General features: G+C 64.2%; 26 protein-coding genes and 1 tRNA gene. 13 read left to right on the forward strand and 14 right to left on the reverse strand.

Going from position 1 to position 26,385, the window contains the following annotated elements; translation table 11 throughout:
• Positions 1-229 precede the first annotated feature (229 nt).
• The 5 genes from hisG to Q1V78_RS05775 form a co-directional block, all read right to left on the reverse strand.
• Positions 230-1,144 (reverse strand): ATP phosphoribosyltransferase, encoded by a 915-nt coding sequence (gene hisG, locus Q1V78_RS05755; protein WP_300612584.1) that lies wholly within the window; start codon positions 1,142-1,144, stop codon positions 230-232.
• Positions 1,145-1,240: 96 nt separating this feature from the next.
• Positions 1,241-1,513, reverse strand: coding sequence for a phosphoribosyl-ATP diphosphatase (locus Q1V78_RS05760; RefSeq protein WP_012360282.1), 273 nt, complete (start codon positions 1,511-1,513; stop codon positions 1,241-1,243).
• A 110-nt stretch (positions 1,514-1,623) separates the two neighbouring features.
• Positions 1,624-2,034 carry a hypothetical protein gene (locus Q1V78_RS05765; RefSeq protein WP_300612587.1) on the reverse strand — a complete coding sequence of 137 codons (411 nt, stop codon included), beginning with the start codon at positions 2,032-2,034 and terminating at the stop codon, positions 1,624-1,626.
• A 17-nt stretch (positions 2,035-2,051) separates the two neighbouring features.
• Positions 2,052-3,371, reverse strand: coding sequence for a cysteine--1-D-myo-inosityl 2-amino-2-deoxy-alpha-D-glucopyranoside ligase (gene mshC / locus Q1V78_RS05770; RefSeq protein WP_300612588.1), 1,320 nt, complete (start codon positions 3,369-3,371; stop codon positions 2,052-2,054).
• Positions 3,372-3,380: 9 nt separating this feature from the next.
• Complete coding sequence (locus Q1V78_RS05775) at positions 3,381-4,220, reverse strand: undecaprenyl-diphosphate phosphatase (protein WP_300612590.1); 840 nt, start codon at positions 4,218-4,220, stop codon at positions 3,381-3,383.
• A 97-nt stretch (positions 4,221-4,317) separates the two neighbouring features.
• Here Q1V78_RS05775 and Q1V78_RS05780 point away from each other — a divergent pair, with 97 nt between their 5' ends.
• On the forward strand, positions 4,318-5,469 hold the full coding sequence (locus tag Q1V78_RS05780; RefSeq protein WP_300612592.1) for a hypothetical protein: 1,152 nt from the start codon (positions 4,318-4,320) through the stop codon (positions 5,467-5,469).
• Positions 5,470-5,524: 55 nt separating this feature from the next.
• Complete coding sequence (locus tag Q1V78_RS05785; protein WP_300612594.1) at positions 5,525-6,652, forward strand: quinone-dependent dihydroorotate dehydrogenase; 1,128 nt, start codon at positions 5,525-5,527, stop codon at positions 6,650-6,652.
• 31 nt (positions 6,653-6,683) lie between these two features.
• Here the strand turns inward: Q1V78_RS05785 and Q1V78_RS05790 are convergent, their stop codons facing one another.
• Positions 6,684-7,247: a YbhB/YbcL family Raf kinase inhibitor-like protein gene (locus tag Q1V78_RS05790; protein ID WP_300612596.1), complete on the reverse strand. Its 564-nt coding sequence runs from the start codon at positions 7,245-7,247 to the stop codon at positions 6,684-6,686.
• 161 nt (positions 7,248-7,408) lie between these two features.
• On the opposite strand from Q1V78_RS05790, the gene Q1V78_RS05795 reads away from it, so the two are divergent.
• The 3 genes from Q1V78_RS05795 to Q1V78_RS05805 all read left to right on the forward strand — a co-directional run bounded on the left by Q1V78_RS05795 (position 7,409) and on the right by Q1V78_RS05805 (position 9,025).
• A tRNA-Leu gene (locus Q1V78_RS05795) sits at positions 7,409-7,497 on the forward strand.
• A gap of 72 nt (positions 7,498-7,569) precedes the next feature.
• Positions 7,570-8,268, forward strand: a complete 699-nt coding sequence (locus Q1V78_RS05800) for a TVP38/TMEM64 family protein (protein ID WP_300612598.1) — start codon at positions 7,570-7,572, stop codon at positions 8,266-8,268.
• A gap of 106 nt (positions 8,269-8,374) precedes the next feature.
• Positions 8,375-9,025, forward strand: a complete 651-nt coding sequence (locus Q1V78_RS05805) for a DNA-binding protein (RefSeq protein WP_300612600.1) — start codon at positions 8,375-8,377, stop codon at positions 9,023-9,025.
• Between the two features lie 90 nt (positions 9,026-9,115).
• Here Q1V78_RS05805 and Q1V78_RS05810 read toward each other — a convergent pair whose 3' ends face one another.
• A complete protein-coding gene (locus Q1V78_RS05810) occupies positions 9,116-9,955 on the reverse strand; it encodes a DUF3097 domain-containing protein (RefSeq protein WP_300612602.1) in 840 nt (279 codons plus the stop codon).
• Between Q1V78_RS05810 and Q1V78_RS05815 the strand changes: the two genes are divergently transcribed.
• Positions 9,942-10,844, forward strand: a complete 903-nt coding sequence (locus Q1V78_RS05815; protein WP_300612604.1) for a hypothetical protein — start codon at positions 9,942-9,944, stop codon at positions 10,842-10,844. The genes Q1V78_RS05810 and Q1V78_RS05815 overlap by 14 nt on opposite strands.
• A 57-nt stretch (positions 10,845-10,901) precedes the next feature.
• On the opposite strand, the gene Q1V78_RS05820 is transcribed toward Q1V78_RS05815, so the two are convergent.
• Together Q1V78_RS05820 and Q1V78_RS05825 are read right to left on the reverse strand one after the other, a co-directional pair.
• Positions 10,902-12,791, reverse strand: coding sequence for a DIP1281 family NlpC/P60 protein (locus tag Q1V78_RS05820; RefSeq protein WP_367279557.1), 1,890 nt, complete (start codon positions 12,789-12,791; stop codon positions 10,902-10,904).
• A 606-nt stretch (positions 12,792-13,397) separates the two neighbouring features.
• Positions 13,398-13,928 (reverse strand): DUF6676 family protein, encoded by a 531-nt coding sequence (locus Q1V78_RS05825; protein ID WP_367279556.1) that lies wholly within the window; start codon positions 13,926-13,928, stop codon positions 13,398-13,400.
• 356 nt (positions 13,929-14,284) lie between these two features.
• Between Q1V78_RS05825 and Q1V78_RS05830 the strand changes: the two genes are divergently transcribed.
• Positions 14,285-17,080 (forward strand): aconitate hydratase, encoded by a 2,796-nt coding sequence (locus Q1V78_RS05830; RefSeq protein ID WP_300612610.1) that lies wholly within the window; start codon positions 14,285-14,287, stop codon positions 17,078-17,080.
• A gap of 127 nt (positions 17,081-17,207) precedes the next feature.
• A complete protein-coding gene (locus Q1V78_RS05835) occupies positions 17,208-17,762 on the forward strand; it encodes a TetR/AcrR family transcriptional regulator (RefSeq protein WP_300612612.1) in 555 nt (184 codons plus the stop codon).
• Positions 17,763-17,771: 9 nt separating this feature from the next.
• On the opposite strand, the gene Q1V78_RS05840 is transcribed toward Q1V78_RS05835, so the two are convergent.
• Positions 17,772-18,428 carry an NAD(P)H-binding protein gene (locus Q1V78_RS05840; RefSeq protein WP_300612614.1) on the reverse strand — a complete coding sequence of 219 codons (657 nt, stop codon included), beginning with the start codon at positions 18,426-18,428 and terminating at the stop codon, positions 17,772-17,774.
• 55 nt (positions 18,429-18,483) lie between these two features.
• On the opposite strand from Q1V78_RS05840, the gene Q1V78_RS05845 reads away from it, so the two are divergent.
• The 4 genes from Q1V78_RS05845 to Q1V78_RS05860 all read left to right on the forward strand — a co-directional run bounded on the left by Q1V78_RS05845 (position 18,484) and on the right by Q1V78_RS05860 (position 21,075).
• On the forward strand, positions 18,484-18,753 hold the full coding sequence (locus Q1V78_RS05845) for an ACT domain-containing protein (protein ID WP_300612616.1): 270 nt from the start codon (positions 18,484-18,486) through the stop codon (positions 18,751-18,753).
• An 11-nt stretch (positions 18,754-18,764) separates the two neighbouring features.
• Complete coding sequence (locus tag Q1V78_RS05850) at positions 18,765-20,129, forward strand: PFL family protein (protein ID WP_300612618.1); 1,365 nt, start codon at positions 18,765-18,767, stop codon at positions 20,127-20,129.
• A 143-nt stretch (positions 20,130-20,272) separates the two neighbouring features.
• On the forward strand, positions 20,273-20,506 hold the full coding sequence (locus Q1V78_RS05855; protein WP_300612620.1) for a hypothetical protein: 234 nt from the start codon (positions 20,273-20,275) through the stop codon (positions 20,504-20,506).
• A 62-nt stretch (positions 20,507-20,568) separates the two neighbouring features.
• Positions 20,569-21,075 (forward strand): hypothetical protein, encoded by a 507-nt coding sequence (locus tag Q1V78_RS05860; RefSeq protein WP_300612622.1) that lies wholly within the window; start codon positions 20,569-20,571, stop codon positions 21,073-21,075.
• A gap of 58 nt (positions 21,076-21,133) precedes the next feature.
• Here Q1V78_RS05860 and Q1V78_RS05865 read toward each other — a convergent pair whose 3' ends face one another.
• Positions 21,134-22,765 carry an ABC-F family ATP-binding cassette domain-containing protein gene (locus Q1V78_RS05865; protein ID WP_300612623.1) on the reverse strand — a complete coding sequence of 544 codons (1,632 nt, stop codon included), beginning with the start codon at positions 22,763-22,765 and terminating at the stop codon, positions 21,134-21,136.
• A 44-nt stretch (positions 22,766-22,809) separates the two neighbouring features.
• On the opposite strand from Q1V78_RS05865, the gene Q1V78_RS05870 reads away from it, so the two are divergent.
• Positions 22,810-24,057, forward strand: coding sequence for a lycopene cyclase family protein (locus Q1V78_RS05870; RefSeq protein WP_300612625.1), 1,248 nt, complete (start codon positions 22,810-22,812; stop codon positions 24,055-24,057).
• Here the strand turns inward: Q1V78_RS05870 and Q1V78_RS05875 are convergent.
• The 3 genes from Q1V78_RS05875 to Q1V78_RS05885 form a co-directional block, all read right to left on the reverse strand.
• Positions 24,054-24,458, reverse strand: coding sequence for a metal-sulfur cluster assembly factor (locus tag Q1V78_RS05875; RefSeq protein ID WP_300612627.1), 405 nt, complete (start codon positions 24,456-24,458; stop codon positions 24,054-24,056). The two genes, Q1V78_RS05870 and Q1V78_RS05875, sit on opposite strands and share 4 nt — an antisense overlap.
• Positions 24,459-24,540: 82 nt before the next feature.
• The gene (gene sufU, locus Q1V78_RS05880) at positions 24,541-25,008 is read right to left on the reverse strand and encodes a Fe-S cluster assembly sulfur transfer protein SufU (protein ID WP_300612629.1); all 468 of its coding nucleotides are present in this window, start codon (positions 25,006-25,008) and stop codon (positions 24,541-24,543) included.
• Between the two features lie 110 nt (positions 25,009-25,118).
• Positions 25,119-26,366 carry a cysteine desulfurase gene (locus Q1V78_RS05885; RefSeq protein WP_300612631.1) on the reverse strand — a complete coding sequence of 416 codons (1,248 nt, stop codon included), beginning with the start codon at positions 26,364-26,366 and terminating at the stop codon, positions 25,119-25,121.
• Between the last annotated feature and the right edge of the window lie 19 nt (positions 26,367-26,385).

Consider the following 26,385-nt stretch of genomic DNA (forward strand, 5'->3'; position numbering starts at 1 on the left):
AACTTTCGCGTCAATCGCCACAGGCGTTAAGGGGTGTTGGGAGCCGTACTGATGTCCCGGTGCGGCGGAGCATAGGGACGCTCTCGCTGACCGGTGCAGGAACGGGTGTACTTAAAGAGTGTAGAAGAAACGGCGCGCTGCGGGCGCGGGGCTATCTCCCCTGGGGTAGCCGTGGAAGAAAAAGGAGGCCGCCACGACGGCGACCCCGTTGAGGGATAAGGCGAATCCGCTAGATACGGGCGATGCGGATATCCGTTGCGAGGATCGCCTCCGCCCCCAGGGCGGACAGCGAATCCATCAGCGCGTTGGCCTGCTTGCGTGGCACCATTGCGCGCACCGCGACCCAGCCTTCATTAGCCAGCGGGGAGACGGTCGGGGCCGAGAGCCCCGGGGTGATGGCGGCAGCTTCGTCCAGCACGTCCCGGGAGACGTTGTAGTCCAGCATGACGTAGTTCTGGGCGTGCAGGATGCCCTCCATGCGCTTCAGCAGCACCTGCTTTGCTTCGTCCATCTCGGCCCCCTTGCGGCCGATCATGACGGCCTCGGAGACGCACAGCGGCTCGCCGAAAGGCTCCAGGCCCTGCGTGCGGAGGGTGCGGCCGGTGGAGACCACGTCGGCGATCGCGTCGGCCACGCCCAGGCGGATGGAGATCTCCACCGCGCCGTCCAGGCGGATCACCGTGGCGTCGATGCCCCGGTTCTTCAGGTCCTTACGCACGAGGTTCGGGTAGGCGGTGGCGATGCGCTTGCCCACCAGCTTCTCGACCGTCCAGCCCTCGCCCATCGGGGCGGCGTAGCGGAAGGTGGAGGCCCCGAAGCCCAGCGGCAGCAGCTCGGCGGTTTCCTCGCGGGTATCTGCGGCAAGATCGCGGCCCGTGATTCCGATGTCGAGGTGGCCGGAGGCGACGTAGATGGCGATGTCCTTCGGGCGCAGGAAGTAGAACTCAACCTGGTTCTCGTGGTCGACCGCGGTCAGCGCCTTGGAATCAGCGCGGGTGGTGTAACCCGCCTCCTTGAGGATGTTCGTCGCGGCTTCCGAGAGCGAACCCTTGTTCGGGACGGCGACGCGCAGGTAGCGCTCACCGGAATCAGAGGCGTTGTCTTTAGGAATCGGGGCGTTCAGGTTGGGCGCGACCTGGGACATGTGGCTCCTTGCGTGGTGGATACTGTGCAGCGCCGCCGCAGTGATGGGTGCGGCGCAGTCGGGTTCCGTGCGTTTAGTTCGGGCTTCTAGCTGGGCCTAAAGATGCTTGTAGATGTCCTCGAGGCTGAGGCCCCGGCCGACTGCCACGACCTGTAGCCAGTACAGCAGCTGGGAGATCTCCTCGGCCAGCTCCTCATCCGACTCGTACTCGGCGGCCAGCCACACTTCCCCAGCCTCTTCGACGATCTTCTTGCCTTGGAAATGGACACCGGCGTCGAGGGCTTTGACGGTGCCGGAGCCTTCTGGACGGGTGCGCGCCTTCTCGGAAAGCTCCGCGAATAGGGAATCAAAATTCTTGGGATTGCTCACGCCCCTATTGTGGCACGCGTCTCCCCCGAAGGTTGCAAGGAGCCCCGATAGTGGGGTGAATAGTCGCACCACTATCGGGGCAAGTGTCCAGCCCCAGGGGGCTTAAAGGGCTACTCCTCGACGAGTTCGCGCACGGCGTCGCAGATCACCGTGGCTTCCCCACCCACCGTGGCAGTGAGTCGACTGAGGAACACCAGCAGCTCGTCCAGCTCCTCGCTATCCAGGAGCAGCCCGCCGTTGGCGTCGGAGATTGCGATGATCCTGCGGGCCCCGGCCAGGGAGGTCTCCTGAGGATCTGCCCCGCCCAGGATCGCCTCCCCGATGGTCACCAGCTCTGCCTGGGCCTCGTCCACCGCAGACTCCGGGTACGGCGGGTCCCAATGCTGTCGCTCCTCGGCGCGCAGGTAGCTGCCGGTAGCCATCATCCGGAGGTTTCCGATGAACTCCGTGGCGGCCTCACGGACATCTGGTGGCCATTCGGAAAGCGAAGAATCGCCCGCCGAGTATGGGTGCTGTGCCACGGCGCTCGTCACCCGCCCTAGACCGTGACGCCGAGCAGCGCGTCGAGACCCGCGGCGAGAGCCTGGGAAGGCGCAGTGCGCTCGGCGGCAGGGGTGACCCGATAGCCACTGGCTCCAATGCCCCTGTTGACCGCCGCTGCCCACTCGTCGAGCGTGCGCAGGACGGCTGGGGTGTCGAGGTCGTTGGAAAGGTGTCCGGTGACGGCCGCCAGCACTTCCGCGACGCGCTGCGGATTGTTCTCCTCAGCGGCAGCGGCGCGCCACTTGGCGAGGCGATCCTCAGCCTCACTGAGGACCTCCGCGGACCAGTCACGATCGGCCCGGTAGTGCCCGGCGTAGAGCCCCACGCGGATTGCCGCGGGGTCGAAGCCCTGCGCGGTGAGCGCGGAGACGAATTCCAGGTTTCCGAGGGACTTGGACATCTTGGTCCCCTCAAGGCCGATCATGCCGGTGTGCACGTAGTGCCCCGCCATACGCTGGGTGCCGCAGGCAGCCTCCACGTGAGCTGCCGAGTACTCATGGTGCGGGTAACGCAGATCAACGCCGCCACCCTGGATGGCGAACTGCTCCCCCAAGCGGTTCATTGCGATGGCCGCGCACTCCACGTGCCAGCCAGGCCGCCCCGAGCCAAAGGGAGCATCCCACTCCGGCTCACCCGTGCGGTGGGCCCGCCACAGCTGTGCATCCAGCGGGTGGCGCTTGCCTTCCCGCTCCGGGTCACCACCGCGCTCGGCGAAGAGTTCCCGCATGGTGGCCTCGTCGTAGCGGGACTCGTAGCCAAACTGTTCGGTGAAGGTGTGGTCGGCGTAGATATCCGGGTACTCCCCCTCCACGACGTAGGCCGCGCCCTTGTCGAGCAGCGCGCTGACCATCTCGACGACCTCATCGATCGTCTCCATCGCCCCGACGAAGAACTCCGGCGGCAGAATCCGCAGCTGAGTCATGTCGGAACGGAACAGGTCGGTCTGCTCCTTGCCCAGCTCGCGCCAGTCCACGCCATCACGCTCGGCGCGCTCGAACAGCGGATCATCGACATCCGTGACATTCTGCACATAAGTAACGGCGTGCCCGGCGGCGCGCAAGTAACGGTTCACCAGGTCGAAGGTGTTATAGGTCGCCGCGTGCCCCAGGTGGGTGGAGTCATACGGGGTGATCCCGCAGACGTACATGCCCACCGGGGCGCCGTCCTCTGGCAGTGCGACGGGCTTGACCTGGTCATCTGCCGTGTCGTAGAGCTGCAACGCTGGCGGGGCCGCCACCTCCGCTGCAGCGGAATCGGCCACCGCCGGAATGGCCGTCGGGAACTGTGGGACACGGGGAGCAGACCAAGAATGCATGGTTCCCCACTATAACGGCTGCAAAGCTCCCGCGCCCAGCAGCACCATCACCAGCACACCGACCGGGATGCGCCATGCTGCGAACCAGGCGAAACTGTGGTTAGACACGAACTTCAGAAGCCAGGCGATGGAGGCGTATCCGACGAGGAAGGCGATCAGCGTGCCGACCGCCAGCTGGCCCCCGCTCGCTGCCTGGCCTGCAGCCGGATCGAACACATCCCCCAGGGAAAAGATGCCGGACGCCAAGACGGCGGGGATAGCCAGGAGGAAGCTGAACCGGGTGGCGACCTCGCGGTCCAGGTTGAGGAACAGACCGGCGGAAATCGTACCGCCCGACCGGGACACGCCAGGGATCAAGGCGAGGCACTGGGCCAGACCCATGAGCATCGCATCCCGCATGGTCAGCTCGTCGAAGGAGCGGCGTCGACGTCCTAGCTTCTCCGCGAGAATGAACACGAAGGAGAACAGGATCAACATGGCAGCGGTGATCCACAGGTTGCGCAGCTGATCGCGGATCAAATCCTTGCCGAAGAAACCCAGCACCGCGATGGGGATGGTGCCGGCGATGACCATCCACCCCATCTGATAGTCGTGGTTCCGCCGGGACTTATCCACCAGGCCGGCGAACCACGCGGTGAGGATCCGCCAGATGTCCTTAGCGAAGTACACGAGCACCGCCAGCTCCGTGCCGAGCTGGATCACAGCTGTGAAGGAGGCGCCCGCGTCAGCTCCCCAGAACAGTTCGGAGACAATCCGCAGGTGCCCGGAGGAGGAAACGGGTAGAAACTCGGTGAGACCTTGCACGATCGACAGCACGATCGTCTGCAGCCAAGACATTTCGGTAGGCATGCTTAAGGACCATACACCGACCCACCCAACTCGGCTGGTAGCGTACTACCTGATGAATGCAGGTAAGCGTGTTTGGCGTAAACGAGGCGATGACGCGATGGCTTGGAAGAAACCTCTGACGTGGGCGACTGCGGTAACGGCTACCGTGGGGCTCGGGTTGGCAGGCTGTGCCACCGAGGATGTGGCAGACAACGGCGCGCCGGAAGGATCCGCCGCCCCAGAGTCGGCACCGAAGGGCGGCACGCCCGCCATTCCCGCGGACTCCCCGGCAGCGAAGGATCCGCTCGGTGAGGTGCAGAAGGATAGCGAGGCCGGCGAGGTTGTCGACGTCTCCCTGATCGGCCTGGACCCGAAGACTGAGCAGGTAGCGGCACTGAGCGCATCCACGCTGCGCATCGGAACGTTGGCTGAGTTGTCTGGTGAGGGCGAGGCGAAGAAGATCGACGTGCCGGAGAAGTGCACGAAGGTCACGCCTTCAGCCGATGGCGTCATGCTCGCCTGCGACGGCGCGCTATACGAATACGGCGCCAACGGCAAGCAGCTTAAGAAGTACAGCCTCGACGGCACTCCCACGGTGGCCACCGTCACGACGGATGGCCGGGTGTTCGTGGGCTTCAAGCATTCCAACCAGCTGCACTACTACTCCCCCTCCGGCGATCAGCTCGGTGAGGCGGAGACCATCGTCGTCAGCCGTAGCCTCGACGACCTCGTCCACGTCAACAACGAACACGGTGAGGAAAGGCTCGCGGTGATCGACCGCGACCAGACCAGCATCACCGACATCGACCTCGCCACCAACGGCCCGCGCGGTGCCCTGCGCATCGGCCAGGGCGTGGGTCTGAACAGCGTTGGTCGCGGGGATCAGGGGATCTTCATCGCGGCGGATACCGTGCAGGACCAGTTCCAGGTCTTCACCTTGAACGACGTCGTGCGCCAGGTCCAGGCCGCCCCCACCGGCAAGAGCCCGTGGGCGGTGCTGTGGGACGGCAAGCGCCAGATCGCCTGGGTCTCCACCACCGGCGATAATAAGGTCACCGGCTACCGCATCGACAGCGGAACCCCGATCCAGGTAGCGGCGTTCGACTCCATCGCGAACGTGCGCCACATCCTGGACTCCCCGGACGGCGACATGCTGTTCTTCTGCCCGGACGGCACCACCCAGCGGGTGTCGGCCACGGATATCGACGCCGCTGTTGAGCGCGGGGTGCCGGGGGCTGAGGACTTCCCCGTGATTCACGAGGATCACTAGCCCACTGGTCGCCACAGAGAACCACGTCCACCACCACACAATTCAGGAGACTGCCATGGCCAACACCCCAACTCCCCGCCGCTTCAATCACCTCTCGGACTCGGCCTACGAGAAGCTGTTGAAGCTGATGTTCCGGATCCCGCCGGAGCGGATCCACGGCATGCTCTCGGGCGTTTTCCGTCGAATCGCTGACTCGCAGGTTGCCTGCGCTGCGGTGCGCCGCGCGCTAGTCGTCGACGACCCGGTGCTCTCCCAGACGGTGGCCGGTATTCGCTTTGACCGGCCGCTCGGCCTGGCTGCCGGCTTCGATAAGAACGCCGAGGAATTCCACATCTGGGGTCCGCTCGGCTTCGGCTACTCGGAGCTCGGCACGCTGACCAGCGTTGCCCAGCCTGGTAACCCGACCCCGCGTCTGTTCCGGCTGCCTGAGGACCGCGCGATCCTCAACCGCATGGGATTCAACAACGACGGCGCGATTGCTGCTGCTCAGCGCCTGTCCCGCCGGCGCTGCCTCGAGCCCGTGGGTGTGAACCTTGGCAAGGCGAAGATCACCCCACCGGAGCTGGCGCCCAACGACTACCGCGAGTCCGCGCGTGCGGTGAAGGACGTCGCCGACTACCTGGTGATCAACGTATCCTCCCCGAACACGCCGGGGCTGCGCGACCTGCAGGCCGTGGACTCGCTGCGTCCCATCGTCGCGGCAGTCCAGGAGGAAGCCGATCTCCCGCTGTTCGTCAAGATCGCGCCGGATCTTTCCGATGAGGACATCGACGCCGTGACCGATCTGGGCATTGAACTGGGGGTCACCGGCCTGATCGCGACGAATACGACGATCAGCCGAGAGGGTCTGAAGTCCGACGCGCAGTGGGTTCAGTCCCTCGGCGCTGGCGGAGTATCGGGTGCTCCCCTGGCAGAGCGCTCCCTCGAGGTGCTGCGTCGCATCGCGGCACGTGCGGAGGGCAAGCTGGTGCTCATCGGCGTGGGGGGCATCGAGACCCCGCAGCAGGCCTGGGAGCGCATCGCTGCAGGTGCCAGCCTTCTGCAGGGCTACACCGGCTTTATCTACGGCGGCCCGAACTGGATCTCGAAGATCCACCGGGGACTGGCCGCACAGATTCGAGCCCACGGCCTGCGGAACATCTCCGAAGCAGTGGGCTCGGGTCTGGAGTGGAAGGAGCTCTAAGCAGCTCCCTCGCGTTGAGCGCTTAAGGGGCTTAGTTCTCTGCCCAGCCCCACAGGATGCCGCGCGCCAAAGCCTTGAACTGGAGGTTGAACCCCAGGACGGTTGGCGTTGCGGAGTCGCTGATATCCAACTTCTCCCCGACAGCGTGCACCGCGAAGAGATAGCGGTGTGGGCCGTGGCCCTCTGGAGGCATGGCGCCGTAGTAGCCGCGGCTTCCGGAGTCCCCGCGCAGCGCTGTCGCACCCTTTGGCAGGCCGGCGAGCTCCTCGTCCCCCGCATCGAGCGGGAGGCTAGTCACGGACGCCGGGATATTGAACACGGCCCAGTGCCAGAAGCCGCTGGCGGTAGGCGCATCCGGGTCAAAGCACGTGACCGCATAGCTTTCGGTCCCCTCCGGGCCGGGCTCCCAGCTCAGCTGCGGGGAGACATCGTTGCCACCGAGTTGCGCCTCTGGGAGGCGGTCTCCGTCTGCGAAGGTCTCGCTGCTGACCTTAAGCTTGGGCAGGTCGGCTAGTGGCGCATACGGGTCTGGACCCGGAAAGCGATCGTCGACATAGGAAGCTTTAGTTGAAGCATCTTCTGGGTTAAGAGTCATGCTGTTTAGTCTACCGAACAATCTTGTACTCTAGCCACGGATTTCCGGAAGTTTTATCGCTCTGACCTGCCAATTTGTTTTAATTTCATAAGCTGGATACAGTATTTCAAGCACGCACGGGCTAGGTGCTAAGCCACCTAAGCACAGTGTATGCTTACCCTGTCCGGGTGGCGGAATGGCAGACGCGCTAGCTTGAGGTGCTAGTGCCCTATTAACGGGCGTGGGGGTTCAAGTCCCCCTCCGGACACCATGATTCGCCCCGCTTGAACCAAGCGGGGCGATTTTTTATTGGATCTCACGTGGCTGGAAGGGGCGCCCTCAAGTGCTGACCCATCTTCGCGAACGTTGGGCGCAACTGGGAACTCGGGCTCAGATCGGCCTCGTCCTTGCCTCGCTCGCCATGGTCGCGTGCCTTTTCTTTATTCCGCTGCCCTCCCCGCACACCATCCGCGACTGGGTGGGGTCTACTGGCCCCTGGGCGCCACTGGCATACCTGGTGTTGATGGTTCTGTGTACCCAGTTCCCGTTCCCTCGCACAGTCTGGACGCTGACCGCGGGGCTGATGTTTAGTCCGTTGTTAGGCATCACACTGATGTTCCTGGGGCTCGGGCTGTCGGCGACCATCTCCGTGCTGATTTTCCGTCGCCTCGGCGGCCGGTGGCGTCCGGCCGAGGACAGCGACGACCCGCGCGTCGGGACCTTGCGCGAGCTGATTGAACAGCGTGGTTGGCTGGCCGTGCTGGGGCTCCGGCTCGTGCCAGCGGTGCCGTTTAGCTTGTTAAACTACGCTTGTGGCCTGGTGTGCATCCCCCTCCCGGGTTTCCTTTTTGCCACGGTGGTGGGCAGCGCTCCCAATACTGTCGGTCTTATCATTGCGACCAATAGCCTCACCTCCCAGAACCTGGATTCCGGGACGCGAATGCTGTGGCTCGTGGCCTCAGCCTTGTTGATGCTGGCGGGCCTGGCTATCGCTTCCCGTGAGGCCTGGCTCTGGCGCAAGCTCGTGAGCAGCAGGCCTTAGAATGAAAATCACTGGCGCGAACGCGCCGTCCCGTTTGGTGCGCCCCTGCCACCGCAGGCCACCAGCCAACGTCCCGCAGTTCCCAATAAGAAAGCCCTGACAGCAAGTGTTCGCAGTTTTCGCTTCCTACCGTGGCCGTTCCCGTCGCCGGGCGGAATACGTCGAGGAGGTCACCGAAGCCTTCGCTAATGCGGACTCCGTTTTGAACGTGGAACAGGTCGGGGTCGAGGACCTGCTCTGCCACACCGAGGGGGCTGAGGAGACGCTCGCGGTGGTTCTGAGCCTGATCCAGGCCAGGGATTTCGCCATCGGCATCGGGCGAACCGTGACCATGGCCGAGCTCTACCCAGAAAGCACTGAGGAATGGGAGGAATTGGCACCTCACGAGCAGATGGCTGCCACCGGCGAGGTCGCTCGGCGAGCGATCCGCATCCGGCAGCGGGCTGGTGAGGTGAGCGTTCGGCTGGAGCTGCCCGGCTCGGAGCACACCCAGGCACCGGGCAAGGGAACGGAGATCGCCGAGGATATTGCCGCCGCGTTTACCCTCATCGCCCATGTGTTGGCCCGGCGCACAAAGGAGGGGCGCGAGGCTACTGCCCTCCTGCGTTCCGGTTACTCGCAGTCGGAGGCAGCGGAGGTTGTCGGCATCTCCAAGCAGGCGATGAGCCAACGGCTCGCTTCTGCGGGTTGGCAGGCCGAGCAGGCCGGGTGGAACCTTGCGGTGCACATGCTCGCCCGCGTGGACGAGCTGGGCTGACTCACACCGAGCTGGAGGCAACTACCGGCGCACAGACCCTGCTCGGGTCCAACCGTGTGGCGCAAAACGCCCCGTGGAAATAAGGGTTGGCTACTCCCCGACCGTCACGAAGTCGATCAGCCGCTCCACTGCCCCCAGCAGCGAGGAATCGAGGTCCCGGAAGGTCTTCACGGAGGAATAGACTTTCCGCCAGCCATCCTGCGGGGTTCCCCAACCGAGTTGCTCGCACACCCCGGTCTTCCAATCGATCCCACGCGGAACATGAGGCCAGGCTTTGATTCCAACTGAGGACGGTTTCACGGCTTCCCAGATATCGATATACGGGTGGCCGGTGACCATCACATGGGGGCCAAGACTCTGCACGAGCCGCATCTCCTTGGTGCCTTCGATCAGGTGATCGGCGAGTACGCCGACCCGCCGATCCGCGGTGGGCTGGAACTCGGCGAGCCTCCCGTGGAGGTTGTCCAGGCCCTCGATGTACTCCACCACGATGCCCTCGACACGGAGGTCGTGCCCCCAGACCCGCTCGACGATCGCGGCGTCGTGAATCCCCTCCACCCAGATACGGGAAGGGGCGGCGACCTTTGCTTCGACGTTGGCGACCCGTCGGGAACCAGAATTGGAGATCGTGGGCTGGGCGGGCACCTCGCGGGGCGCGACGTACCGGCTGAGGCTAACTCGCTGCCCCTCGAGGAGAAAACCGCCAGGTCGCAGCGGGAACAGGCGCTGGGCGCCATGGCGGTCCTCGAGCTTGACGCACCAGCCGTCGATCGTCTTCTCCCCGCCGACGACCTCTCCCACGAAGTCATCGGCGAGAACCTCGATGATCAGCCCAGGTTCGGCGGGCGCCTCCGGGTACTGTGGCCGCTTCGTGCGGGCGTGACCTTGAAAAATGTCGCCTGCGTAGGGGTCGCGATTGTTGAAGCTCATGGCTGTCAAGCTTAGGCTAAGGCGAATGAAAGAGGTCAGTGGCACAATGCCTAATGCTGAAACGAAGCGGCTGATCCGCAGCCAGCTGTGGTCCCCGGTGCAGAACACGTCCCTATGGTTGGCGTGGTGGCTGCATGGGGTCATTAGCACCGACGAGGTGATCGACTCCTTCCACGCGGTGCAGGGCCGGCATCACCGGGTGCTGGCCCGAGCGGGTGGGACGGTATCCGGAACCGCCGCAGAGGCGGATGAGGTCACCGGTTTGATCGACCTCCTCAAGACCGTACGCGCGGTGACTGAGGGAGCGGCAGTCGGTCTGGAGCACCGGCCGTTGGTTAATTTGGTGCTGGCTGGAATGGGGGATCCGCCCCCACTGCCGGCTGGGGAGGCTGCTTCGGCGGTCGCCGCGGCGGGTGCGGGGATTGCCTTTGCGGACGAAGACCCGCTCGTCCACCACGTCGCCGTGCCCGAGATCGTTGATTCCTCGGTGATCTACTGGCACTGGCACACCGCCGAGGGCCGGGCTCCGCAACTGCCAACCAACGGGCCGGGCGACGCGGATGCGATGTTGCGACAGGCGACGGATCGGGCGGTTGCAGGAATCGACTCCAGTGGAGTGATGGTTCGCTGGCCCACCGGCTCGGTCGGACCACGGATGTTGGTGGGGGCGCTGAGCGATGCTTTCGGTGTGCCGGGGTTGCCGGTGAACGTTCCCTCGCGCGCGGAGAAGCTCATGGCTCGCGCAGACTATGTCGCGGCCATTATTGATGTCGCGCGCGATTCGGCACCGCAGTCAAGCCTCGATCCTTTTCTCCTGCCGCTGGGGCGGGCGGTGCGTACCGCTCGGATGACTGCGGTGGATTATGCACAACGAGAACTGCTCCGTTAGTCAAGCCATTTACCTTGACTAACGGAGCAGTTTTCCAGGAGCTCTTTTAGCGTCTCATCATTCGATCATGCGCACCGCGTAGGGGCTCATGCCGTCGTAGCGGACGTCGGAGATCTTGACCACATCGCCCGACTGCGGAGCCTCGATCATCTTCCCGTCGCCGAGGTAGATCGCGACGTGGTACTCGGCGTTCGGTCCCCAGAAGAGCATGTCGCCACGCTTGATCTCCGAGACCGGGATCTTGCGACCCTGGTTGTACTGGTAGCCGGTGTAGTGGCCGATATCCAGGCCCACTGCGGCGAAGGCGTAGAGGGTTAGACCGGAGCAGTCGAAACCGATCTTCTGGTAGTCGCCGTACTGGTCCGCCACACCCCCGTCGCGGATTCCGAGCGTCGGGCCATTGGCGTTTCCACCACCCCAGGCGTACTGCACGCCGAGCTGGCTCATCGCGCGGTCGATCACACGCTCGATCTTCTCTTCAGCGGTGCCGCTGGTGTCGACGGTGGTGTCCGCGGCCGGCAGGTTGTCGTTATCCGGTGCCGTGACCGGTGGCATCTCGCCGGGGCGCTCTTCCTGGAGGCCGGTCTCCGGGTTGATCAGGATGCCCTGGGACTCAGCCTGCTGAGCCGGGTTGTCGCTCTGTTCCTGGCCCTCCGCTTCTACGGTCGGCTCGGCCTGCTGCTCAGCGGTCTCCTGCGCAGACTCCGGGGTGGTCGCGGTCTGGTTTTGTGCGCCGCCTGCGTTAGCGACGAGCTGATCGTAGTGCTGACCGGCGGTATTCCGGCCTGCTTCCCCAGCGGCGCGCAGCGCGGCGGCACGATCCTGCCCATTGGCGGTGGCGGTGGCGCCTGCCCGGAAGGCGTCCTGGCCGGCAGCAATCAGGCCGTCGATGGCCTTCTGGCGGTGATCGTCGCCAGCGCTGGACTGCTCGAAGGTGGCAGGTGTCTCCGGTGCAGCAGCTGCTGCGGTGTCCGGCGCAGGTGCCTCGGACGGTGCCTGGGTCTCGGTAGGTGCTGCAGTGCTTTCAGCGGCGTTGCTGCCGGAGGTCGCTTCCTCAGTCTGCGGCGTGTTCTGCTGTGGCGCGCTCGGCTGCTCGGACTTCTTATCGGAGTCCTTCTCCGTCTTATCCTCGACCAGGTTCGCGGCCTTCTCCGCTGCAGCACGCTTTTCAAAGGAGGAAGCCTTGGGCTTCTGGTTTGCCAGCGTCTCGATCGCGCTCTTGGCTGCGCGAAGCTTTGCCTGAGCCTGCTCGGCCTGGCGCTTGAGCTTCTGGTACTCCGCCGAGATCTGCTGCAGCCGCTGCTGGGAGTTGCGCAGCGTGTCCACGGCGGTCTGGTGCGCCTTGACCGCGTTCTGCACCGCGTTATCCGCGGCCTCGCGGGACGCCCGCAGGCGAGACTCCTCGTTCGCGCTCTGGGTCCGAGACAAGTCGAAACGGTTGACTACGCCCTGCTGCTTCTCTGTCGCGAGACGAACATAGCTGGCGCGATCCATCTGGGACGCGGCGGAATCGGCGCCCGCGGCGAGAGTGACCGGAGCCGTGTGGCCGCCCTGCTTATATGCGGAGCGAGCAATTTCGTTCAGCTTTTCCTGGGCGGTGTTGACGTCCTTTTCGGCACTGTCGAGCCGCTTGCGCGCGGACAGCGTCTTATCCTGCGCTTCCTGGGCGGCCTTCTGGCTACGCTCCAGGTCCACGCGGGACTTATTTGCTGCTTCGCGGATGCCGCCCATCTGGTTGAGGATGTTGTCAACCTCGGACTGCTTGCTGGACGTCTGATCCACCAGGTCCGCGAGATATGCCTCAACGGACTCCTGGTCGTCTGCTAGTGCGGGTGCGGTGGCCGTGTGCGCATAGATGCCAGCGGTCACAGCGACCGCAAGAAGAGTGCGACTAGACCGCGCGATGTTTGCCGTGTCGTTACGGCCGATGCTCGGGCGAGATAGCACGTTAAAGGTCTCCTGGTTGACGGTGGACGTCCACAAGAAGGTCACCCGCGGTCCGGTTTATCTCACTTCCCCATGAGATGAAGCGCGGTCCAGGGGGTGTCCGAAGGTTTCGGTGCAGCTCGAGTAACTCGAGTGCCCTCCTGTTTCAGTCGATGACGTTCAAAACCCTAGGGCACAAATGCATAACTGAGCGACTCAATTCACATAAGTATCAAATTAAACACACGCCACTTTGGTCATGTCACATGACTTGACCAGCGAAAAGGTAAAGAATTGGCAACTTTGTGGCGTAAATCACAATTTGGAAGATGCTGGCGTGTCTGCTTGGAGGATGCAAGAAAGCGTGTAAATCGCTCAACTCTCGATTAAGGTCTGTCAAGTCTCTGGGATTGACCAGATTTTTGCCAGTCCGGTTGTATGGTTTTCTTCGCCTTTTCGTGACCTTCGTCGCCGAAAAGTGCGTGGAGCTGAAGATCTGCCTGCCATCGCCCTGGTGATCCGGTGGGTGGGAGCTGGGGTGGCGGGGCTAAGGACTAAGAAGCGGTGCTGCGGTCGCGTGAGCATCGCTGAATTGTGTGGTGAATAATCGCAGCTACTTTTGTTCCGCTAGCGGCGCCGCTGCGCGAACAGTGCGGTGATTGCAATCGAGAGAATGGTGATTCCCAGCAGGCCGCTGCTGACGGCAGTTGTCGGTGTTGCTGTGTTTTCTACCGCGCTGAGGAAGTTCTCGACGGCGTCCGCGCTGAGGTCGCCGTGGAGCTTTCCGTGGGTTCGTTCCAAGGTGAAGCGTGGGTAGAGGTCGGACACTGACGTTCCCCACTTTGGCGTCATCACGAGAGTCGTGTCCGAACATGTCGCGTCGTGGAGGACTTGCGCGAGGTCGCGTTCGGTCGCTGGCTCTAGCTGGGTGCTGTTAACTACCGCGAGCTGAATCCGCGACCCCGCTTCCGCATCGTCCAGTGCGGCCCGCATCCCCGAGATTTCAGATTCCACGCGAGTTTCAAGTTTTGGGTCCACCCACAAGGGGTCCTCTTCGAGTCCGCTAATGATCCGCGGGGCATCGATTCCCAACTTGGCGAATTTTTTCACGGTGTCTGGGTGGGGTGACGCGGCTGCGGGGCACGCAGTGTTGGTCATGAGGGCTCCATCCAGAAGTTTAAAGGGGAACTTGAGGGTTCGATTCTATGGAGTGTAGTTCATGGCGGTCTCGTCGCGCACCTCGAGCTAACAGTTCTCTCGTCTTCTCAAGGGTTTCGCTGCCCGTGGGTGGCCGGGGTAATGCCTCCGTGCGAAGTGAGACGGAAAGATTTCTAAACGTAACGGCCGTACTGTTAATGTCGGTGGCAGACGTCACCGGGAAAACCTGCATAATAGAGGTGTACTCCCCGTGCTACGTCCACGACGAACTCCGGGACGTAATTTTAAGGAGCGCTCCCCGCGCTCCAGCCCGCGGAGCGACTTATCGACTACGAGAAGAGACTCAGGAGCTAATAGTGACTGAAAGCATCAACTCCTTCGACGCGAAGGGCACGCTGGAGGTTGGCGAGAAGAGCTACGACATCTTCCGCCTGTCCGCAGTGCCTGGCATGGAGAAGCTCCCTTATTCCCTGAAGGTGCTTGGCGAGAACCTGCTGCGGAACGAGGATGGTAAGAACATCACCCGTGAGCACATCGAGGCCATCGCGAACTGGGATCCCAAGGCTGACCCATCCATCGAGATCCAGTTCACCCCGGCTCGTGTGATCATGCAGGACTTCACCGGCGTGGCCTGCATCGTTGACCTCGCAACCATCCGTGACGCAGTGGTCTCCCTGGGCGGCGACGCCGACCAGGTTAACCCGCTGAACCCGGCCGAGATGGTCATCGACCACTCCGTCATCATCGAGGCATTCGGCTCCGCCGAGGCCTTCGAGAAGAACGTGGAGATCGAGTACGACCGCAACGAGGAGCGCTACAAGTTCCTGCGTTGGGGCACCGGCGCCTTCGAGAACTTCCGCGTCGTTCCTCCGGGAACCGGTATCGTCCACCAGGTCAACATCGAGTACCTCGCTCGCTCCGTCTTCGACAAGGACGGCCTCGCTTACCCGGATACCTGTGTTGGTACCGACTCCCACACCACCATGCAGAACGGCCTGGGCATCCTGGGCTGGGGCGTCGGCGGCATCGAGGCCGAGGCAGCAATGCTCGGCCAGCCGATCTCCATGCTCATCCCGCGCGTCGTTGGCTTCAAGCTCAGCGGCGAGATCCAGCCGGGCGTGACCGCAACCGACGTCGTCCTGACCATCACCGACATGCTGCGTCAGCACGGTGTCGTCGGTAAGTTCGTCGAGTTCTACGGCGCCGGCGTCGGCGAGCTGCCGCTCGCAAACCGCGCAACCATCGGCAACATGTCCCCAGAGTTCGGCTCCACCGCTGCGATCTTCCCGATCGACCAGGAGACCATCGACTACCTGGCTCTGACCGGCCGCGACCAGGAGACCCTGGACCGCGTCGAGGCTTACGCCAAGGAGCAGGGCATGTGGCTCGACCCGGAGTCCGAGGTCGAGTACTCCGAGTACCTCGAGCTGGACCTGTCCACCGTCGTTCCATCCATCGCTGGCCCGAAGCGTCCTCAGGACCGCATCGAGCTCACCGACGCGAAGAACCAGTTCCGCAAGGACCTGCACAACTACGCAGGCAACGGCTCCGGCGACGCTGGTGCTCAGGACTTCGTCGCAGAGGGCGGCGCACCGTCCTCCACCCCGGCATCCCCGGCTGATGCGAAGGGCAACGTCCCGTCCGCAGCCCGCGGCGCCGCAGGCCGTCCGTCCGTCCCGACCGCTGTTACCTACAACGGCCAGGAGATGGAGCTGGACCACGGTATGGTCGCCATCGCGTCCATCACCTCGTGCACCAACACCTCCAACCCGTCCGTCATGCTCGGCGCGGGCCTGCTGGCACGCAACGCCCGCAAGAAGGGCCTGAAGTCTGCGCCGTGGGTTAAGACCTCCATGGCTCCGGGCTCCCAGGTTGTCACCGGCTACTACGAGAAGGCCGGCCTGTGGGAGGACCTCGAGGCAATGGGCTTCCACCTCGTCGGCTATGGCTGCACCACCTGTATCGGTAACTCCGGCCCGCTGCCTGAGGAGATCTCCGAGGGCATCAACCGCTCCGACTTGGCTGCTACCGCAGTCCTGTCCGGTAACCGAAACTTCGAGGGCCGCATCAACCCGGACGTCAAGATGAACTACCTGGCGTCCCCGATCCTCGTCATCGCTTACGCCATCGCCGGCACCATGGACTTCGACTTCGAGACCCAGCCGCTGGGCCAGGACCAGGACGGCAACGACGTCTTCCTGAAGGACATCTGGCCATCCACCGAGGAGATCCAAGAGGTCATCAAGTCCTCCATCTCCAAGGAGATGTACGTCTCTGACTACGCCGACGTCTTCAAGGGCGACGAGCGCTGGCAGAACCTGGACGTCCCGACCGGCAAGACCTTCGACTGGGATCCAAAGTCCACCTACGTCCGCAAGGCTCCGTACTTCGACGGCATGAGCCGCGAGCCGGAGGCAGTCGAGAACGTCGAGGGTGCACGCGTTCTGGCTCTGCTGGGCGACTCCGTCACCACCGACCACATCTCCCCTGCCTCCACCATTAAGCCGGGCACCCCGGCCGCTCAGTACCTCGACGAGAACGGCGTTGCCCGCAAGGACTACAACTCCCTCGGCGCACGTCGTGGTAACCACGAGGTCATGGTCCGCGGTACCTTCGCGAACATTCGCCTGCAGAACCAGCTGCTGGACGGCGTTGCAGGTGGCTACACCCGCGACTTCACCCAGGAGGGTGGCCCACAGTCCTACATCTACGACGCTGCAATGAACTACAAGGAGCAGAACACTCCTCTCGTGGTTCTCGGCGGCAAGGAGTACGGCACCGGTTCCTCCCGTGACTGGGCTGCAAAGGGCACCCTGCTGCTCGGCGTGAAGGCCGTCATCGCAGAGTCCTTCGAGCGCATCCACCGCTCCAACCTCATCGGTATGGGCGTTGTTCCGCTGCAGTTCCCGGAGGGCGAGTCCTGGAAGTCCCTGGGTATCGAGGGCACCGAGACCTTCGACATCACTGGTCTGGAGAAGCTCAACGAGGGCGAGACTCCGAAGACCGTGAAGGTCGTCGCTACCAAGGAGAACGGCGAGAAGATTGAGTTCGACGCCGTGACCCGTATCGACACCCCGGGCGAGGCTGACTACTACCGCAACGGCGGTATCCTGCAGTTCGTCCTGCGCAACATGATGGACGAGAACAAGTAGTTCTCCCCATCCGCTAAGGGGCCTTCCGGCCTAGCCGGTGGGCCCCTTTCCCCTTTTCTTAAACTTTTTCTTCGACCCCGCGCGACCCTCAACCCCTCTTCGAAGGTGCGCAATCAAGGAATCTGCCATGCCCATCGTCAGCGACCGTGAACTATCCCGCCGCCGTCGGGAGATTATCGAGCAAGCCCGTGGTTGCTTCGCGCAATATGGCTACGAGGGGGCGACCGTCGCCCGGCTGGAGAAGGCCACCGGAAAGACCCGGGGCGCGATCTTCCACCACTTCGCGGACAAGGAAGCCCTGTTCCTCGCGGTGGTGCGGGAGGACGCCGCCTGCCAGGCGGAGGTTGTGTCGAACCACGGCCTCATTGAGGTCATGCGGCACATGATCACGCACCCGGAGACCAATAGCTGGTACATCACGCGTGCGGAAACGGTCCGCAAGCTGCGCACCGACCCGGAGTTCGAGGCGCGGTGGCGCAAGCACCAGCAGGTGCTCGATGCCGCCGTCCGGGCCCGCTTATCCCACAACGTCTCGATGCGCACGGATGTGCCCCTGGAGGTCATCCAGACCTACCTCGAGACGGTCATGGACGGGCTGATGGCCAAGATGGCGGAAGGGGCTGACGCCGCGCAGCTTGAGAAGATGCTCGATCTCGTCGAGCAGTCGGTGCGCGGCGAATAAGCCCAGCGGTTATACGTCGGCGACCGAGCCCGTTCCGTTTTCGAAGTCGAGCGGGTTGCGGTCAAACGCCTCCCCGCGCCCCACGGACTCGACGATGACGTCGGCGACCAGTTCGCGTGGCGTCTCGGACGCGGGGTTCATGTCCCCGTCCAGGACCGTGATTCCCGTTGGGGCGTCGTCGGTTAGGGCGGTCGGCCCAAGAATCTGGTACGGCAGGGTGGATCCGAGCAGCCGCTTATCGACGGCCTTCTTGGACTCGACGTAGGCGTACCAGGAACCGCCGTCGTCCTCGGTTGTTGCCTCGGAGGCGCCCGCGTAGGAGACCATGACGGTGAACGGGGCTGCGTCCCCGAGGGACCCGAGCGCGTCGATCATCGCCATCGCGGCGTCGCGGTCGACAGCGTAGGTCAGCTCCGCGGATCCGCCTCCAGCACCGGCGGACCAGACGACCACATCGAAGGGGCTCAGCAGACGCGCCCAATCCTCTGTGCTGATCGTAGTGAGATCGCGCACAATCGCGGTCGCACCCTCGTCGACGAGCTTTTGGACGTGCTCGGGGTTGCGGACCAGGGCCGTGACACTGTGGCCTGCTGCGACGAGCTTCGGGATGCTGTGGCGCGAGACGTTACCGCCTGCGCCGAGGACAAGAACATGTTGTTTTTTCATGGCGCCCACCCTACACTCGTTTCTGGGCAAATTTTTCCAGGTCTATACTGGCTGCATGTATGCAATCATTACCACTACCGGCAAGGATCGCCCCGGTGTTATCGCCGCCGTCGCGAAGGCGGCAGCCGACGAGGGCCTGAATATCGTCGACGTCTCCCAGACCATCATGGATGACTTCTTCACCATGATCATGCGCGTGGAGCTGCCGGAAACAGAGGTGGATATGGGCGCCCTCCAGGAGGCCTTTGATGCCGCGGGCCAGCCGCTGGGCATGGTCGTGCGCATCCAGTCCGAAGCCCTGTTTAGCGCCATCAACGATATTTAAGGTGGCGCGGCGTGAACTTTGAATTCTCTTCTGCCCGCTTCCTCGAGGTCATCCGGATGATCGAGGACTACCGCCTGGACATCCGCACGGTGACGATGGGCGTCTCGCTTATCGGCTGCACCCGCTCCACCATGGAGGCCACGGCGCAGGCGGTCTACGATCGCGTGACCGAGCGCGCCCGCGACCTGGTGCCCGTGTGTGAGGGCATCGAGCGCGAGCTCGGGATCCCGATCGTGAACAAGCGGGTCTCCGTCTCCCCCGTCTCCCTTGTCGCCGCCGGCGTGGAGGGCAACCCGGTGGAGATCGCCAAGGCGCTGGACCGCGCCGCCGGCGAGCTGGGCGTGAACTTCGTCGGTGGTTACTCAGCGCTCGTAGAGAAGGGCGCGACGACCTCAGACGAGCGGCTCATTCGCTCCATCCCTGAGGCGCTGTCCACCACCGGCGCGGTCTGTGGCTCGGTGAACGTCGCGACCTCCCGTGCCGGCGTGAACATGGACGCCGTCGGCCTGATGGGCCGGGTGGTCAAGGAGGCAGCCGAGCTGACTAAGGACGAGTCTTCCATTGCGTGTGCGAAGCTAGTGGTCTTCGCCAATGCTGTCGGCGACAACCCGTTCATGGCGGGTGCCTTCCACGGCATCGAGGAGCCCGACACGGTGATCTCCGTCGGTGTCTCTGGCCCGGGCGTGGTGAACAACGCGATCGCCCCGCTGGCTGGTGCCTCCCTCAACGAGATCGCTGAGGAGATTAAGAAGGCTGCCTTCAAGATCACCCGCGCGGGCCAGCTGGTCGGCACGATGGCTGCTGAGCGCCTCGGCGTGCCCTTCGGCATCGTCGACCTCTCCCTCGCGCCGACCGCCGAGGTGGGAGACTCGGTGGCGCACGTGCTTGAGAGCATGGGCCTGGGCCAGGTCGGCACCCACGGCACGACCGCAGCACTGGCGCTGCTCAATGATGCGGTGAAAAAGGGTGGCATGATGGCCTGCTCTCGCGTGGGCGGGCTGTCTGGCTCCTTCATCCCGGTTTCCGAGGACAAGGGCATGATCGACGCTGTGCGCGAGGGATCCATCACCATGGACAAGCTCGAGGCCATGACCAGCATCTGCTCGGTCGGTTTCGACATGATCGCCATCCCGGGTGATACCTCGGCGGAGCTCATCGCCGGCATGATTGCTGACGAGGCCGCCATTGGTGTGATGAACCATAAGACCACCGCCGCTCGCCTCATCCCAGTGCCGGGAACGAAGCCGGGCGATGAGGTCAACTTTGGAGGCCTGCTGGGCTACGCCCCGGTCATCCCGGTGAACGCGAAGGGTAACGACGCCTTCGTCCACCGCGGCGGTTTCATCCCCGCCCCGGTCCACGGCTTACGCAACTAGCGAGCCTCGCGGGCAAGGCCAAGCACCGTGCATAAAGCAAAGTCGTGCTTGGCCTTGCCCGTTTTTCGCGTGTCGGTGGCTGGATCACGGCGTATCCTGGGGACACTTTGTTGTCTACTTCACAGCGACGAGGGGCCACAGCTTTGACGCAGCCGACGCGCATGCCGCGCACACAACTGAAGTTCAAATCCGGGCTGGAGAACCCGCTGGTGCCCGAGCGAGACGAGGACTACTATGCCAGCCCCAACCCGATGCGGGACCACAGCGGGGTCTTCGAGGTAGTGAAAGCGGCCGGCCCCGGCCCCTACCGGGGCGCGTTGCCCGGGCGCATCGCTTTCTTCCTGATCTTCGTGCTTTTCGGGGCCTGTTCGCTCTGATTGGCTTCCGCTTCCTACTCAGCGGTCTGAACGCTACCGGGTCATGGCGCGATAAATTCGACATGATCGACATTGTCTTCGCTGTCCTCGGCAGCATCTTTGTCCTCGTCGGGGCGTACGCGATCTCACGCGACGTTTCCCGGCACAGGCGGATCGTCACGGCCTGGAAGAATGGCTGGATCGACTACTACCCTGCGTTGGTTGGGCAGTTCTATCACTGCCGCACCGATGTCAGCAGCTCCCGGGACTCTGGTCGGACGTTTTATTACTACTACCTGGCGCCGCTGAAAGTGCTCCACCCCGATGGCTCGCTGGAGGAGATGCATTCCTTCGAGTTTCAAATGAAGCGCAACCCCGACTGGTACCGCACACGTTTCACCATGGCGAGCTCGGCGGAAGATGCCACGGTAGACGACTGGAACAATAACGGCTGGGCGATCGTCGGGATCAGCCGCCGCCCCGGTCAGACCCACGCGGAGCTGGACTCGGGGCTGACGGAGAAGCAGCGCGAAGCCGTCTTCAACCTCGCTGTGCGCAACTGGCGCATGCCGAACAGCTGGTCCTGGTAACCGCGTAGGCCACCGCGTCGCCCTTCCGCGAGCAACCGATGAAAGACGAGGTCGGAGGCTAGGCCAGCTCGACGATCTCCATGTACTCGTCGTTCCACAGGTCCTCCACCCCATCAGGTAGAACGATGACCCGCTCCGGCTCCAGGGCCCGCACGGCACCCGGGTCGTGGGTCACCAGCACCACCGCGCCCTCGTAGGTGTGCAGCGCGTCCAAGACCTGCTCGCGGGACTGCGGGTCCAGGTTATTCGTCGGCTCGTCGAGCAGCAGCACGTTCGCGCGGGAGGAGACCAGCGTGGCGAGCGCCAGGCGTGTCTTCTCGCCGCCCGAGAGCGTGCCCGCGGGTTGATCCAGCTTCTCCCCGGAAAACATGAACGCGCCCAGCAGGCTGCGCAGCTCCTGCTCATCGGCGTCGGGGCAGGCGTCGATCGCGTTTTGCCAGACGGACTTTTTCCCGTCGATGGTGTCGTGCTCCTGGGCGAAGTAGCCGATCTTGAGGCCGTGGCCCGTGACGATGCCGCCCTCCCCGTCTGTGCGCTCCACCCCGGCCAGTAGCTTCAGCAGCGTGGTCTTACCGGCACCGTTGAAGCCCAGGACGACGACGCGGCTGCCCTTGTCGATCGCCAGGTCTACGCCCGCGAAGACCTCCAGGGAGCCGTACATCTTGGTCAGCCCCTTGGCGAACAGCGGGGTCTTGCCACAGGGGGCGGGTTGCGGGAAACGGATCGAGGCGACCTTATCCTCGACGCGCACCTCGTCCAGCTGGTCCAGCATCCGGTCGGCGCGGGCCACCATCTGCTTGGCGGCGCGGGCCTTGTTCGCCTTCGCTCCGAACTTATCCGCCTGCTTCTTCAGCGCGGAGGCCTTCTTCTCCGCGTTGGCCCGTTCCCGACGTCGACGCGCCTCGTCCAGGGCGCGGGCGTCCAGGTACTTCTTCCATCCCATGTTGTAGACATCCGCCTCGGCGCGGACCGCGTCGAGGAACCAGACGCGGTTGCAGACCGCCTCGATGAGCTCGACGTCGTGGGAGATCATGATCAGCCCACCCTCGTGCTTGGAGAGGAAGTCCTTCAGCCAGGCGATGGAATCCGAGTCCAGGTGGTTCGTCGGCTCGTCGAGCAGCAGGGTGGTCTTGGATCGCCCGGAGCCGGCCGTGGCAGCGAAGAGGATCTGGGCGAGCTCCACGCGACGGCGCTGACCACCCGAGAGGGTCTTCAGTTGCTGGTCGAGCACCCGTTCCGGCAGTCCCAGCGCGTCGCAGATGCGGGCAGCCTCGGCATTGGCCTCGTAGCCGCCCAGCGAGTGATACTGCTCCTCCAGGCGGGAGTACTTGCGGATCGCGGAGTCGCGCTTGGAGTCCGAGGTCGCGGTCTCCATGATCTCCTGCTGGCGCTCCATGGACTGGCGGATTCGGTCGAGCCCGCGGGCCGAGAGGACGCGGTCTCGGGCGGTTTGCTCGATGTCCCCTTCCTTCGAGTCCTGTGGCAGGTAGCCCAGCTCCCCGGAACTGACGACACTGCCCCCATAAGGCTCGGTCTCCCCCGCCAGGATCCGCATCGTGGTGGTCTTCCCGGCCCCGTTGCGGCCTACCAGCGCGATGCGGTCGCCCGGCTGCACCCGCAGGTGCTCGCCGGGGGCGGTGAGGAGGGTGCGCGCGCCCACCCGAACTTCCAGATCCTTCGTCACAATCACAGGCAATACCCTAACACTGCTCGGCCCTTGGCTAGATTGGGGGCATGAGCTGGAGTATTAGCGCAGCCCCGGCGGCGCCCGCCCGGGGTGCCGGTCCGCGCCGAATCAACGTCATTGGGCTGGGTCCGGCGGGTGCGGTTCTTGCGCTGCGCGCCGCCGAGCGGGGTTGGCAGGTGCACGGCTACGATCCCGGTTCACGCCCGCAAGCAGCGGGGGCGGACGCGTGGCCGACGTGGCCCGCCACCTACGGCGCCTTCGCCCCGGAGATCCCCGGCTGGGCAGGCAGCTTCTTCTCCCCCGCCGAATCGATCCGCGTGACCCCCATTCCGGGATCCACCACGCCGCTGGGCTTTAGCTACCGCATGATGGACAAGGACGGCCTGCGCACGGCGGCGGCCGAGGCGGTAGAGCGCACCAGGGGAAGTCTGCATGCCGAAGCCATCACCGAGGAGCAATTCGCCGACTTGCCGGGGCTCACGGTGGACTGCCGCGGGGCGACCACAGGTGGCGCCCTGTGGCAGATCGCGGTGGGTTACGTGCTTCGCCCGGTGCGGGGGTCCAGCGCCACGCTGTCCGAGGCGCTGACCACCCCGACCCTCATGGACTGGACTGCCTCCCCCGCGGCGGAACCCGGTGGCGCCAAGCCCAGCTTCCTCTACGTCCAGCGCCTCCCTGAAGGCTGGCTGGCTGAAGAGACGATCCTGGCAAGCACCTCCCGCCCCACCGAGTCCGATTACGCCCTGCTGCGCTCCCGGCTCGACTCTCGGTTGGCTAGCCTCCAGGGCGAGGTCTGGCGCGAGGAGCTGGAGATCGCCGATGAAGAGCTCGTCGCCATCCCCATGGGCACCACCGCTGCCGGCTCAGCGGTGCACACCTTCGGTGCCCGAGACGGCTTTATCCATCCCGCGACCGGCTATTCGGTCGGCACGGCGCTGCAGGAGGTGGATGGCTTCCTCGACCGTGCGGAATTGGCGCCTACCGGGATCAGGCGCGTCGGGTTGAGCTGTATGGGGCTGGCCCGCCGAGCGAACGTGACCCTCGCCCGGGCCCTGCGGCGCATCGGATCACTGCTGCTCGCCGAGGCCAACACCACGGACGTACAGAGCTTCTTCGCTGCCTTCTTCTCCCTGCACACCGCCGACCAGTTGGCCTACCTCTCGGGCCGCAGCGGGTTGCGCACCGCCCGGACAATGTGGCGGCTAAGGAAAAACACCGGGTGGACTCACCCGGTGTTGCTCCCCCTCTATCGCCGCCCCTGGCGCTATTTACGTTTCGGCCTGCAGCGTGGCTAGACCGAGAATCCGAGGTAGCGCAGCTGTTCGCGGCCTTCCTCGTTGATCATCTGCGGGCCCCAGGCCGGGGTCCAGACCCAGTTGATCTGCAGGTCCTCGTACTCCTGGAGCGTGCTCAGCACCGCAGTCTGAGCCTGGTCCTCAATCATGTCGTGCAGCGGGCACGCCGGGGAGGTCAGCGTCATGTTGATCATGACGGTCTTGCCCTCATCCCAGATGTCGTAGACCAGGCCGAGGTCAACGACGTTGATGCCCAGCTCCGGGTCGATGACGTCCAGCAGGCACTCCTCGATCTTTCCGTAACGCTCGAGATCCTCCGGGCTCGGGTTCGCCGGTGGCTCCGGGACCTCGTTGAGCGGCGATGGGTCCATCTCCGGGCTGGAAGGGTTCTGTTCAGACATTGCTTTCCTCGCTTTGGGGGTTGGGCTTAAGTGCCGTGAAAGAAACGGTGGGTTGTCGGTTAATGGGCAATGGCGTTAGTAGCTAAGCGTTCTCGGTTTGCTCGGGCGGGGTGGCGCCCGCGTCGATCGCGGCTGCCTCGAAGGCCTTCCAGCCCAGCAACGCACACTTCACGCGGGCCGGGTACTTGGAGACACCGCTAAAGGCGATCCCGTCGCCGATGAGGTTCTCATCGCCCTCCAGCTTGCCGCGGGAGGTGATCATCTTCTCGAACTCGGCGAGCTTCGCGAAGGCCTCGGTGACCGGCAGGCCCACGATCTCGTCGGCCATCACTGAAGTGGAGGCCTGGCTGATAGAGCAGCCCACTGCGTCGTAGGAGATGTCCTGAACCGTCTTGTGGTCCTCGCTCAGGTGCACCCGCAGCGTCAGCTCGTCACCACAGGAGGTGTTCACGTGGAAGACCTCCGCGTCATAAGGCTCGCGCAGGCCGGCGTGCTCCGGGTGCTTGTAATGGTCCAGGATGACCTCCTGGTACATCTGTTCCATTCTCATGTACTTTCACCACCGTTTTGAAGGTTGAGGTTGTGTAATTGGGTTCAGGTTATCCGCTACGCGAGGGCGTCGACGTCCTGAAAAAGGAGCGTAACCACCCCGGCGGCGGGCTAGACGCCGAAGAACTCCTGCGCCTTGCGGATGCCCTCGACGAGCCGGTCGATCTCCCACTTCTCGTTATAGACGTAGAAGCTGGCGCGCGCCGTGGCCTGTACGCCCAGGCAGGTGTGGGCCGGCCACGCGCAGTGGTGCCCCACCCGGATGGAGACTCCCTGGTCGTCCAGGATCTGACCCAGGTCGTGCGGGTGGATGCCGTCGACCACCATGCTCACGGCGCTACCCCGGTTGTGCATATCCGTTGGACCGATGATCCGCAGGCCAGGGATCTCGCTGAGCTGCGCCAGCGCATAGGCGGTGAGCTCGTGCTCGTGGGCGGCGACCTTATCCATGCCCAGCTCGTTGAGGTAAGCCACCGCAGCACCAAGACCCACGACCTGGGAGGTCATCTGGGTGCCCGCCTCGAACTTCTGCGGGGCGTCGGCGAAGGTGCAGCCCTCCATCGTCACCTTCTGGATCATCGATCCGCCGGTGAGGAACGGTGGCAGCACCCGCAGGTGCTCCTTCTTGCCGTACAACACGCCCACGCCGTTGGGCCCCAGCATCTTGTGCCCGGAGAACGCCGCGAAGTCCACATCCAGGTCGTGGAAGTCCACGGCCATGTGCGGCACGGATTGGCAGGCATCCAGCACGAACAGTGCGCCGACCTCGCGGGCGCGCCGCACAGCCTCCTTGACGTCCAGCACCGCACCGGTGACATTGGACTGGTGAGTCAGAGCCACGACCTTCGTCTTCTCGCTGAGCTGCAGGCTGTCCAGGTCGATGCGGCCGTCCTCAGTGGCGCGGAACCACTTCAGGGTTGCGCCCGTGCGACGTGCCAGCTCCTGCCAGGGCACGAGGTTGGCGTGGTGCTCCAGCTCGGAGACGACGATCTCGTCGCCTTCGGTGACCTGGAGCTCGCCGGCCCGGGAATCCCCCAGGACGAAAGCCACCTCGTTGAGTGCCTCGGTGGCGTTTTTCGTGAAGGCGACCTCCTCATCCGCCGCGCCAACGAAGGCCGCGATGGCCTCGCGGGCCCCCTCATAAGCGTCGGTGGCCTCCTCCGCGATCTGGTAGGCACCGCGGTGGACCGGGGCGTTGTTCTTGGTGAGGAAGTCGCGCTCCGCGTCCAGCACCTGCAGGGGACGCTGCGCGGTCGCCCCGGAATCGAGGTAGATCAGCGGCTGGCCGTCCCGAACGGTGCGGGAAAGGATGGGGAAATCCTGTCGGATCGCTTGGGTGTCGAGATGAGTATCAACCATGAAAACCTTCGATTCTTCG

This window comes from Corynebacterium sp. (assembly GCF_030152825.1).
Lineage (GTDB): Bacteria > Actinomycetota > Actinomycetes > Mycobacteriales > Mycobacteriaceae > Corynebacterium.

Excerpts from the sequence above, each read along its gene's own strand:
- hisG (WP_300612584.1), bottom strand. The coding sequence starts at position 1,144 with ATGTCCCAGGTCGCGCCCAACCTGAACGCCCCGATTCCTAAAGACAAC.
- mshC (WP_300612588.1), bottom strand. The coding sequence starts at position 3,371 with ATGCATTCTTGGTCTGCTCCCCGTGTCCCACAGTTCCCGACGGCCATT.
- Q1V78_RS05775 (WP_300612590.1), bottom strand. The coding sequence starts at position 4,220 with ATGCCTACCGAAATGTCTTGGCTGCAGACGATCGTGCTGTCGATCGTG.
- Q1V78_RS05780 (WP_300612592.1), top strand. The coding sequence starts at position 4,318 with ATGGCTTGGAAGAAACCTCTGACGTGGGCGACTGCGGTAACGGCTACC.
- Q1V78_RS05785 (WP_300612594.1), top strand. The coding sequence starts at position 5,525 with ATGGCCAACACCCCAACTCCCCGCCGCTTCAATCACCTCTCGGACTCG.
- Q1V78_RS05790 (WP_300612596.1), bottom strand. The coding sequence starts at position 7,247 with ATGACTCTTAACCCAGAAGATGCTTCAACTAAAGCTTCCTATGTCGAC.
- Q1V78_RS05810 (WP_300612602.1), bottom strand. The coding sequence starts at position 9,955 with ATGAGCTTCAACAATCGCGACCCCTACGCAGGCGACATTTTTCAAGGT.
- Q1V78_RS05825 (WP_367279556.1), bottom strand. The coding sequence starts at position 13,928 with ATGACCAACACTGCGTGCCCCGCAGCCGCGTCACCCCACCCAGACACC.
- Q1V78_RS05835 (WP_300612612.1), top strand. The coding sequence starts at position 17,208 with ATGCCCATCGTCAGCGACCGTGAACTATCCCGCCGCCGTCGGGAGATT.
- Q1V78_RS05840 (WP_300612614.1), bottom strand. The coding sequence starts at position 18,428 with ATGAAAAAACAACATGTTCTTGTCCTCGGCGCAGGCGGTAACGTCTCG.
- Q1V78_RS05845 (WP_300612616.1), top strand. The coding sequence starts at position 18,484 with ATGTATGCAATCATTACCACTACCGGCAAGGATCGCCCCGGTGTTATC.
- Q1V78_RS05860 (WP_300612622.1), top strand. The coding sequence starts at position 20,569 with ATGATCGACATTGTCTTCGCTGTCCTCGGCAGCATCTTTGTCCTCGTC.
- Q1V78_RS05870 (WP_300612625.1), top strand. The coding sequence starts at position 22,810 with ATGAGCTGGAGTATTAGCGCAGCCCCGGCGGCGCCCGCCCGGGGTGCC.
- Q1V78_RS05875 (WP_300612627.1), bottom strand. The coding sequence starts at position 24,458 with ATGTCTGAACAGAACCCTTCCAGCCCGGAGATGGACCCATCGCCGCTC.
- sufU (WP_300612629.1), bottom strand. The coding sequence starts at position 25,008 with ATGAGAATGGAACAGATGTACCAGGAGGTCATCCTGGACCATTACAAG.
- Q1V78_RS05885 (WP_300612631.1), bottom strand. The coding sequence starts at position 26,366 with ATGGTTGATACTCATCTCGACACCCAAGCGATCCGACAGGATTTCCCC.